This window comes from uncultured Amaricoccus sp., assembly GCF_937891315.1.
Taxonomy (GTDB): Bacteria; Pseudomonadota; Alphaproteobacteria; order Rhodobacterales; family Rhodobacteraceae; genus Amaricoccus.
Window position 1 is genome coordinate 1 of the sequence record NZ_CALAGI010000041.1, and the last position, 9,071, is coordinate 9,071.

General features: G+C 69.4%; 10 protein-coding genes. 7 read left to right on the forward strand and 3 right to left on the reverse strand.

What is annotated here, in order from left to right; genetic code table 11:
* A partial coding sequence (locus Q0480_RS02960; RefSeq protein WP_299130472.1) for an AIR synthase related protein occupies nt 1–378 on the reverse strand: 378 nt, incomplete at its 3' end.
* Nucleotides 379–614: 236 nt separating this feature from the next.
* Complete coding sequence (locus Q0480_RS02965; RefSeq protein WP_299130474.1) at nt 615–1,547, reverse strand: LysR family transcriptional regulator; 933 nt, start codon at nt 1,545–1,547, stop codon at nt 615–617.
* Nucleotides 1,548–1,775: 228 nt separating this feature from the next.
* On the opposite strand from Q0480_RS02965, the gene Q0480_RS02970 reads away from it, so the two are divergent.
* The 4 genes from Q0480_RS02970 to Q0480_RS02985 all read left to right on the forward strand — a co-directional run bounded on the left by Q0480_RS02970 (nt 1,776) and on the right by Q0480_RS02985 (nt 6,907).
* Nucleotides 1,776–5,207, forward strand: a complete 3,432-nt coding sequence (locus Q0480_RS02970) for an indolepyruvate ferredoxin oxidoreductase family protein (protein ID WP_299130491.1) — start codon at nt 1,776–1,778, stop codon at nt 5,205–5,207.
* A gap of 7 nt (nt 5,208–5,214) precedes the next feature.
* Nucleotides 5,215–5,703, forward strand: coding sequence for a hypothetical protein (locus Q0480_RS02975; protein WP_299130476.1), 489 nt, complete (start codon nt 5,215–5,217; stop codon nt 5,701–5,703).
* A 23-nt stretch (nt 5,704–5,726) separates the two neighbouring features.
* Complete coding sequence (locus tag Q0480_RS02980; protein ID WP_299130478.1) at nt 5,727–6,236, forward strand: hypothetical protein; 510 nt, start codon at nt 5,727–5,729, stop codon at nt 6,234–6,236.
* 92 nt (nt 6,237–6,328) lie between these two features.
* Nucleotides 6,329–6,907, forward strand: coding sequence for an HdeD family acid-resistance protein (locus Q0480_RS02985; RefSeq protein WP_299130482.1), 579 nt, complete (start codon nt 6,329–6,331; stop codon nt 6,905–6,907).
* A gap of 37 nt (nt 6,908–6,944) precedes the next feature.
* Here the strand turns inward: Q0480_RS02985 and yecR are convergent, their stop codons facing one another.
* Entirely contained in the window at nt 6,945–7,259 is a 315-nt protein-coding gene (yecR, locus tag Q0480_RS02990; protein ID WP_299130484.1) for a YecR family lipoprotein, read from the reverse strand.
* A gap of 155 nt (nt 7,260–7,414) precedes the next feature.
* On the opposite strand from yecR, the gene Q0480_RS02995 reads away from it, so the two are divergent.
* From Q0480_RS02995 to Q0480_RS03005, 3 genes are all read left to right on the forward strand, one after another.
* Nucleotides 7,415–7,591 (forward strand): hypothetical protein, encoded by a 177-nt coding sequence (locus Q0480_RS02995; RefSeq protein WP_299130486.1) that lies wholly within the window; start codon nt 7,415–7,417, stop codon nt 7,589–7,591.
* Between the two features lie 100 nt (nt 7,592–7,691).
* The gene (truA, locus tag Q0480_RS03000) at nt 7,692–8,456 is read left to right on the forward strand and encodes a tRNA pseudouridine(38-40) synthase TruA (RefSeq protein WP_299130488.1); all 765 of its coding nucleotides are present in this window, start codon (nt 7,692–7,694) and stop codon (nt 8,454–8,456) included.
* A gap of 209 nt (nt 8,457–8,665) precedes the next feature.
* Nucleotides 8,666–9,071, forward strand: a 406-nt coding sequence (locus Q0480_RS03005) for a hypothetical protein (protein WP_299130489.1), incomplete at its 3' end; no start/stop codon positions are given.

Below are 9,071 nucleotides of genomic sequence, written 5' to 3' on the forward strand. Positions count from 1 at the left end.
GACGTCGCGCAGGATGCCGCCGACCCCGGTCGCCGCGCCCTGATAGGGCTCGATGTAGGAGGGGTGGTTGTGGCTCTCCATCTTGAAGACCAGCGCCTGGCCGTCGCCAATGTCGACGACGCCGGCATTCTCGCCCGGGCCGCGGATCACCTGGGGGCCGGTGGTGGGCAGCGTGCGCAGCCATTTCTTCGAGGATTTGTACGAGCAATGCTCGTTCCACATGGCCGAGAAGATGCCGAGCTCGGTCAGCGTCGGCGTCCGGCCGATCAACGCGAGGATGCGCTGGTATTCATCCGGCTTCAGGCCGTGCGCGGCGACGAGCGCATCCGTGATCTCCGGCTCGGTCTGCGGCTCGCGGTAGAGGAGGGCGTCGGACATGCGCGGTTCCAGATGCTGAGATGGCGCGCTTTTACCAGCATCCCATGCGAGCGAAAGGGTTTCCGTCGCCGGAACCCATGGCTCGGAGCCTAAAAAAAAGGCCGAGCAATGCTCGGCCCAAGTCCAACAGGGAGGTTGAAGCGGATGTCGTCCAGGACGCCGTCTGCTTCGCAATGCAATATAGCGGCGCTGGCGCTATGCGACAAGTGTTAATGCCCAAATGTTGGGCATGACAGCTATCGCGACGCCGCATGGCTCACCGGGGCGCCGGCGAGCCCCGGCTCGGCCTTGCGCTTGTAAGCGGTGATCTCTTCCAGCACGAAGTCACGGAACGCCGTTACGCGCTTGGAATGGCGCAGTTCTTCGACATAGGCGAGATAGACCGGGATCGGCGCGCTCTGGTCTTCGGGCAGGACGCTGACCAGATTCGGCGTATCGGCGGTGATGTAATCGGGCAACGCTCCAACACCAAGACCCTGCGCCACGCCCTGCAGGATGCCGAAATAGCTGTTCACCGTCAGCACCGATTGCAGGTTGCTGGCAAGGAACGGCAACGCGAAATCGGCCCCGGCGCGCACCTGCGGCGAGGCGGGGCTGTGGGTGATGAGCCGGTGGCTGTTGAGTTCCTCCGGCGTGCGCGGCAGGCCGTTCTTCTCGACATAGCCGGTGCTCGCGTAGAATCGGATGCGGACCTCCATCAGCCGACGCCGGATCAGGTCGGCCTGGCTCGGCTCCTTCATGCGGATCGCGACGTCCGCCTCGCGCATGGCGAGGTCGAGCACCCGCTCCTCAAGCATCAGGTCGATCTTGAGGTTCGGATAGCGCTCGAACAGCCGGGGCAGCCGCGGCGCCAGCCAGAGCGTGCCGAAGCCGGTGGTGGTGGTGATGCGCAATTCGCCGAACACCTCGTCCTCGCTGTCGCGGATGCGGGCGGCGGTGGCGTCGAGGCGCGTCGTCATGGTGCGCGTCGCTTCGAACAGCAGTTCGCCCTGCTCGGTCAGGATCAATCCGCGCGCATGCCGGCGGAAGAGCGTGGTGTTGAGGCTGATCTCCAGCGCCCGGATCTGGCGGCTGACGGCCGATTGGCTGAGATGCAGTGTTTCGCCCGCGTGGGTCAGACTGCCTGCGTCGGCCACCGCGTGAAAGATTCGCAACTTGTCCCAGTCCATACTCGTTCCGCCTGTTTTTTTGTAATCGCGGTAACCAAGGTCCGGTCCGCGACATATCACATATTTCTTCGCGCGTTTCGACTTAATCGCCGCCCGCGTTTCCGGAAGGGGCAACCGCGCATTTTCCTGTCGTTCAGCGCGCGTTTCGCCGTTTACACGCAAATTTGCTTCTTTGGTCATCAATTCTGACCTATAATCGATCTCAAGCGAAAAAGAAACGCACCTGGCCTGGGGGAGGCGCGCATGAGTGTTCACGATGTCTCGCTGGCGGACCGTTTCGACCTCTCGAAACAATCCATCCTGCTCGGCGGCACGCAGGCGCTGGTCCGCGCCGTGCTGATGCAGAAGGCGCGGGACGAGGCGGCGGGGCTGCGGACCGCGGGCTATGTCTCGGGCTATCGCGGCTCGCCGCTCGGCGCCGTCGACCAGCGGATGACGCGGGCCCGGGCGCGGCTGACCGCCGCCGACATCAAGTTCGAACCCGGGCTGAACGAGGATCTGGCCGCCACCGCGCTCTGGGGTACCCAGCAGGCGCATCTGCGGGGCGAGGGCCGGGTGGAGGGCGTGTTCGGCCTCTGGTACGGCAAGGGGCCGGGGGTCGATCGCTGCGGCGATGTCTTTCGCCACGCCAACATGGCCGGCACGGCCGAATTCGGCGGCGTCGTCGCCTGCCTCGGCGACGACCATACCGGCGAGAGCTCCACCACGCTGCATCATTCGGAATTCGCGCTTGTCGATGTGATGATGCCGATCCTGTCGCCGGCGGGCGTGCAGGAAGTGCTCGACTACGCGCTCCTTGGCTGGGCGCTCAGCCGCTATTGCGGCTGCTGGGTCGGGCTGAAATGCGTAAAGGACACGATCGAGGTGACTTCGGTGGTCGATGGCGATCCGTTTCGCCTGAACATCGTCACGCCCGATGATTTCGCCCTGCCACCCGACGGGCTCAATATCCGCCTCCACGACACGCCCGTGGCGCAGGAGGCGCGGCTGCATGACTACAAACGCTTCGCGGCCGAGGCGTTCGCGCGGGCGAACAGGCTCGACAGGCGCGTCCATGGCAAGCCCGGCGCGCGGATCGGCATCGTCTCCTGCGGCAAGTCCTGGCTCGACACCGCGCACGCGCTCGACCTGCTCGGCATCGGCGCGGTGGAGGCCGAGCGGCTCGGGATCACCACCTACAAGGTCGGCATGGTCTGGCCGCTCGACGTCGTGAGCTTCCGCGACTGGGCCGAGGGGCTGGAGCTCATCATCGTCGTCGAGGAAAAGCGCAAGCTGGTCGAGGTCGAGATCAAGGAGGCGATCTTCAACGACCGCCGCGGCCGCCGGGTGATCGGCTGGAAGGACGAGGCGGGCGAGACGGTGTTCACCGTCAAGCAGGCGCTCGATCCGGTGAAGGTCGCCCGCCTGCTCGGCGACCTGCTGGCGCGCGAGGGCATCGAGACCGACGGCCTGCGCGCGCGGCGGGCGCGCCTCGACGCGGCGGTGCGCGCCGACAATGCCGAGGAGATCGCGAGCCGCAAGCCGTGGTTCTGCTCGGGTTGTCCGCACAATAGCTCGACCCGGCTGCCGGAGGGGGCGCGGGCCTATGCCGGTATCGGCTGCCACTACATGGTCCAATGGATGGACCGCGACACCGAGGGCTTCACCCATATGGGCGGCGAGGGGGCGAACTGGATCGGCGAGGCGCCGTTTTCGACGCGCCGCCATGTCTTTCAGAACCTTGGCGACGGAACCTACAACCATTCCGGAGCGCAGGCGATCCGCGCCGCCTTGGCCGCGGGTGTGAACATCACCTACAAGATCCTCTTTAACGACGCGGTGGCGATGACCGGCGGTCAGCCGAACGAGGGCGGCCTGACGGCGCAACGCATCGCGCACGAGCTCCGGGCCATGGGTGTCAGGCGGGTTGTCGGGGTCTATGATCCGAAGGAGGAGGTCGCCTTCGAGGAATTTCCCTCCGGCATGGAAATGCGCCCGCGCGACGATCTCGACGCGGTCCAGCGCGAGATGATGCAAGTCGAGGGCGTGAGCGCCATCCTCTATATCCAGACCTGCGCCGCCGAGAAGCGCCGGCGGCGCAAGGCGGGCCGCTTCCCCGATCCCGACGCCCGCGTCTTCATCAATACGGAGGTCTGCGAGGGCTGCGGCGACTGCGGGGTACAGTCGAACTGCGTCTCGATCCTGCCGCTGGAAACTGCGTTCGGGCGCAAGCGCGAGATCGACCAGTCCTCCTGCAACAAGGATTTCTCCTGCCTGAACGGCTTCTGCCCGAGCTTCGTGACGCTGGAAGGCGCCAAGGTGCGCAAGCCGGCGCCGACCGATCTGGCGCTGCCCGAGATGCCGGAGCCGAGCCTGCCGGCGATCGACGGCACCTTCAACGTGGTCATCACCGGGGTCGGCGGCACCGGCGTGGTCACCGTCGGCGCTCTCATCGCGATGGCCGCGCATCTCGAAGGCAAGGGCGCGGGCGAGATGGAAATGGCGGGCCTCGCGCAGAAGGGCGGGGCGGTGCATATCCATTGTCGCATCGCGGCGCGCCCCGCCGACATCTCGGCGATCCGCGTCGCGGTCGGCGAGGCGGACGCGCTGATCGGCGGCGATCTCGTCGTGGCCGCGTCGGCGAAGACGCTCGGCCTCCTGTCGCGCGGCCGGACGCGCGCGGTCTGCAACGCGCACGAGATCATCACCGGCGAATTCACCCGGAACCGCGAATTCGCCCTGCCGACCGACCGGCTGACGCTCGCACTTCGGGCACGGCTTGGCGACGCGGCGCTCTGCATGATCGACGCGACCCGCATGGCCGAGAAGCTGCTCGGCGATGCGATCCATGCCAATGTGCTGATGCTCGGCGCCGCCTGGCAGGCGGGCTTGCTGCCGCTCGGGCTCGACGCGCTGACCCGGGCGATCGAGATCAACGGCGCCGGCGTCGAGGGCAACAAGCGGGCCTTCGCCTTCGGCCGCTGGGCGATCCTCCACCCGGCCGAGGCGGCGGCGGCGATCGCCGGCGTGGCGGCGCCGGCCGAGGATCTCGATGCCATCGTCGCGCGCCGCGCCGCGCATCTCGAACGCTATCAGGACGCGGCTCTCGCCCGGCGCTATCGCGATCGGATCGCGGCGGCGCGCGCGCGGGACGAAGGTTTCGCCGAAGCCGTGGCGAAGGGCTATCACAAGCTGCTCGCCTACAAGGACGAATACGAGGTCGCGCGCCTGCATGCCGAGACGCTGGAGGCGGCGGTCGCGGCGCGGTTCTCGGACACGCGGGCCATGCGCTTTCACCTCGCGCCGCCGATCCTCGCGCGGCGCGACGCGGCGGGGCATCCGGTGAAGCGCGAGTTCGGCCCGTGGATGATGTGGGTGTTCCGCCGGCTGGCGAGGCTCAAGGGATTGCGCGGCAAGCCCTGTGACCCCTTCGGCTGGACGGAGGAGCGGCGGCGGGAGCGGGCGGCGATCACGCAGTACGAGGCGGACATGGATCTCGTCGCGGCGGGCTTCGACCCGGCGACCGCGGCGGTGGCGATCGAACTCGCCGAACTTCCGCTCAAGGTTCGCGGTTTCGGTCATGTGAAGCAGGCGGCGGCCGAGGCGGCGGCGGAGCGGCGGCGCGACTTGCTCGCCGCCTTCGCCGCCGGCGGCTGGCCGCGGGTGGTGGCGGCGGAATAAGATCCTCATGCGCAAGACAGCAAGTCTCGGGTTGGCGATGGCTCTGGCCGGTTGCGCGGGCGGTCTGCCGCTCGGGCCAGACGTGGTGGTGAGCGGTGCGAAATACGTCGCGGTACAGGGCGAGGCCGATCTCGTGGTCCGGACCTTCCTCGTTGATCCCGCCGGGCAGAAACGCGAGGTCGCGGGCGCGACCTGCGCCATCGACTCGAGCCTCTATTCCGCGCGGCTGACGACGCCCGCCCGGCTTCGCGTGCCGAATTTCGGGCCGCAGTCTCCGGTCCTCACCCTCACCTGCGCGGCGGGCGAGCTGAAGGGCGGGGGGCAGGTCGGGATCGAAACCTTCTGGCGCGCCGCGCCGGGCATGTATGGCGGGTACTATGGCGGGCCCTACGGTCCGGGTCCCGGTCCCTGGGGCTGGCCCGGTCCCGGCTGGGGGCTTTACGGCCCGTCCTATCCGGTGTCGGAATATCCCGACCTGCGTGTGATCCTGCGCTGAGCCGGCGCCGAGGGGAGGCGAGAATGTCCTGGAAACTCCTGCTGATCGGCGGCGGCCTCGGCCTCATGGGGTGCGTCGAACAGACGGGCTTCGCCGATCCGCCGCCGGTGCCGAGCCAGATACGTTCGGAGGCCACGATGCCGCCGGCCTTCGGCATCAGCACGATTCCCGTCCGCGCCTTCGTCACCGAGGCGGGCGCGACCCGCGAGGTCACCGGTGCCACCTGCGAACTGACGAGCCCCTACAGCACCGCCAGTTTCGCCGCGCCCGCCACCGTCTCCGTCCCCGACCTTGGCAACCAGACGCCGGTGGTCCGGGTGCGCTGCGCGGAGGGCGGCCGGAGCGGCGCCGTCGAGGCGCGGGCGGAACTGCGCACCCTCGGCGGCGGTGGCGGCTGGCCGATGATCGGCGTCTCGGTCGGCACCGGCGGCTATTCCGGCGTCAGCGTCGGCGGCCTCTGGACCGGCGGCGGCAATGCCAGCGCCAACGCCTGGCGCGCGGTATATCCGGATGTTCAGGTGATGATGAGGTGATATAGCGTCGATCCGAAGCGCCGCGTCGCGGGGCGTCCGTGCGCGGTCCGCCCGGGTTGTCGGCGTCGGGCTGATTTTTCGGAGGCTTTCGAATGGGTATGTCGGTCAACGAGGCTTCGGCGGTACTGCGCGAGGCGACGCGCGAAACCATCCGCAAGCGCGCGATCTGGTTTCTGGTTCAGGGCGCCCTGCTGGTGGTCGCCGGTCTCGTCGCGCTGGTGGCACCGCTGTTCGCCTCGACCTTCTTCATCGTGTTTCTGGGCTGGCTGCTGATCATCGCCGGCATCGGTCAGGCGATCGGGCTGATCGGCGCGACCCGGGTGCACTATTTCTGGCTTCAGCTCATCTCGGCCGCGCTCGCCGCCCTGGTTGGCTGGATGCTGGTCTCGCGGCCCGAGGCCGGGCTTTTCGCCGCGGCGCTGCTGATGGTGGTCTATTTCATGGTCGACGGCATCCAGCGCCTGGTCTTCGCGCTGATGATCCGGCCGATGAAGAACTGGGGCTGGATGGTGGCGAGCGGCGTGACCGGCATCGTGCTGGCGCTGATCCTCGCGGCGAACCTGCCCGACGCGGCCGGCTGGCTGATCGGCGTGCTGCTCGGGATCGAGCTCATCGCCGTCGGCTCGGCGATGGCCTACCTGGCCTGGGACGTCCGGCGCGCGACGGCGTGACCCGGCGCGCTCCGCCCTGTCGCGGCGCGCGCCGCGATCAGCCCGAACAATCGTAGAAGCGGGTGACGACGGCGCGGGCGCATCGCCCGTGGAAATCGTAGATCTCGCAGGCCCGCTGGTCCCCGGCGAAATAGGCCGGGCCATCGTGGCCCCAGGCGTGACAGCGCTGGTCGGCGGTGTCGGCCGCCTCCTTCCAGTCCGGTTCGACCGGATTGTAGAGAAAGCGCGTCGAGGAGAGCGTGACGATGCCGTCCGCCTCGTTGCCACCGCTGACCCGCGGGGTGACCACCGGACCGGTCGAAGCGCAGCCGGCCAGCAGCGCGAGGCAGAGGATCGAGAGCGTGGCGCGCATGGCGGTTCCGAAACGGTGTTGCGATGCCAGAAGACTGCGCCCCGCGGCGCCTCCGGGTCAACGAATCGGTTATCAATGCGTTAACGGGCCGCCTGGGCCGCGGACTCGAATCGGAGACGCGGCTATGCTGCGCCGCGGCAACAGGAGGAGCCCGGATGAAGAACCCGTTCATGAGCATGTGGCTGAGCGCGGCGAACAAGGCGGCGGGCATGGGGCGCGCCTACTGGAGCGCCGAGGCGCGCCGCCAGCAGGCGGCCTTCGTCAAGGGTCTGACCAAGGGTTTCGGCGCCACGCCGACCAAGCGCGCCACCCCGACCAGGCGGCGCAAGTAGGGCGGACCTCGGTCCGCCTCGACGCCTGAGACGCGGGGCAGGGTGCCCACCTCCGAGCGCGGGCTTGGCAACGGGCGCCGTGCGCGATAGGGCGGGCGCCATGCCACGTTACGCGCTGCGGATCGAGTATGACGGCCGGCCGTTCGCGGGCTGGCAGCGGCAGGCCGGGCAGCCGAGCGTTCAGGGCGCGCTGGAAGCCGCCGTGGCGCGGATCGCGCCGGGCGGCGCGGCGGTTCTCGGCGCGGGCCGGACCGACGCCGGCGTCCATGCCGAGGGGCAGGTCGCCCATCTCGACCTTGACCGCGACTGGGATCCGCTCCGGCTCTGCGCGGCGCTGAACGCGCATCTGCGACCCGATCCCGTCGCGGTGGTGGCGGCGGCGCGGGTGACGGAAGCGTTCCACGCCCGCTTCTCGGCGGTCGAGCGGGTCTATCGCTACCGTCTCGTCAGCCGCCGGGCGCCGCTGGTCGCGGATCGCGGCCGGGCCTGGCGGGTGAACAGCGCGCTCGATCCCGGCGCCATGCGGGCCGGGGCGGCGCATCTGCTGGGGCGGCATGATTTCACCACCTTCCGCTCGTCGATGTGCCAAGCGAAAAGCCCGCTGCGCACGCTCGACGCGCTGGAGGTGGAGGAGGTGGCCTATCCCGCCGGGCGCGAGATCCGCTTTCACCTGCGGGCGCGGTCCTTCCTGCACAATCAGGTGCGCGGCATCGTCGGCACGCTGGAGCGGGTCGGCGCGGGCGCCTGGGCGCCGGACCGCGTCGCCGAGGCGCTGGCCGCCCGCGACCGGAGCGCCTGCGGTCCGGTCTGCCCGCCGGACGGTCTGACGCTGATGGCGGTGGGCTATCCGGCGGATCCCTTCTGAGCAGGGGTCCGGTCTGAGCTTGGGTTTGCGCGAAACTGGCTGATTTCCGGGCAGTGGCCGGCGGGTCGGCGCTCGTTTTGCGTGGCGCGCTGGCATCCGGGGGCGTCCTCGTCTAGAATGCCGGGCGTACAGGTGCGCGGGGGCGCGCGCTTTTTTTGGGGTGTTGCCCGGTGGCCTTCCGTGCCCGCCGGAACGTGGTGGGAGCTCGGATGTCACAGCAGGGCCAGTCGGCGTGGCTGAGAAAGCACGCCGCCGGGGCGGAGGGCTCCGGTTTCGACCTGCCCGCCTGGACCGACGCCGAGGTCGAGTCGGCGGGTCCGGTCGATATCGTGCCCGCCCGCCCGCGCGGCGCCGCGAAGCGGCCCGACATCCCGCGCGTCCAGATCCTCCCGACCCCGGTCCCCCCCGCCGGGATGGCCGGCGCCGAGAATCCCGACACCGAGGGTCATCGCCCGGAAATGCCCGTGGCGCCGTCCGCCGAAGGCCCCGCCGAGCGGACCGAACCAAGCTGGGCCGACATGCTCGACCCCCAGGCCCGCGAGGCGCGGCTGGCGGAGGCGCGCGCGCGGCGTGCCGAGGCCCTGGCCCGGCGGAGCGCGGGCGCGCCGGAGGAAG

What these genes read in the sequence shown, in the direction of transcription:
- Q0480_RS02980 (WP_299130478.1), top strand. Translation starts at nt 5,727, where the DNA reads ATGTCCTGGAAACTCCTGCTGATCGGCGGCGGCCTCGGCCTCATGGGG.
- Q0480_RS02995 (WP_299130486.1), top strand. Translation starts at nt 7,415, where the DNA reads ATGAAGAACCCGTTCATGAGCATGTGGCTGAGCGCGGCGAACAAGGCG.
- Q0480_RS02975 (WP_299130476.1), top strand. Translation starts at nt 5,215, where the DNA reads ATGCGCAAGACAGCAAGTCTCGGGTTGGCGATGGCTCTGGCCGGTTGC.
- Q0480_RS02965 (WP_299130474.1), bottom strand. Translation starts at nt 1,547, where the DNA reads ATGGACTGGGACAAGTTGCGAATCTTTCACGCGGTGGCCGACGCAGGC.
- Q0480_RS02985 (WP_299130482.1), top strand. Translation starts at nt 6,329, where the DNA reads ATGGGTATGTCGGTCAACGAGGCTTCGGCGGTACTGCGCGAGGCGACG.
- truA (WP_299130488.1), top strand. Translation starts at nt 7,692, where the DNA reads ATGCCACGTTACGCGCTGCGGATCGAGTATGACGGCCGGCCGTTCGCG.
- yecR (WP_299130484.1), bottom strand. Translation starts at nt 7,259, where the DNA reads ATGCGCGCCACGCTCTCGATCCTCTGCCTCGCGCTGCTGGCCGGCTGC.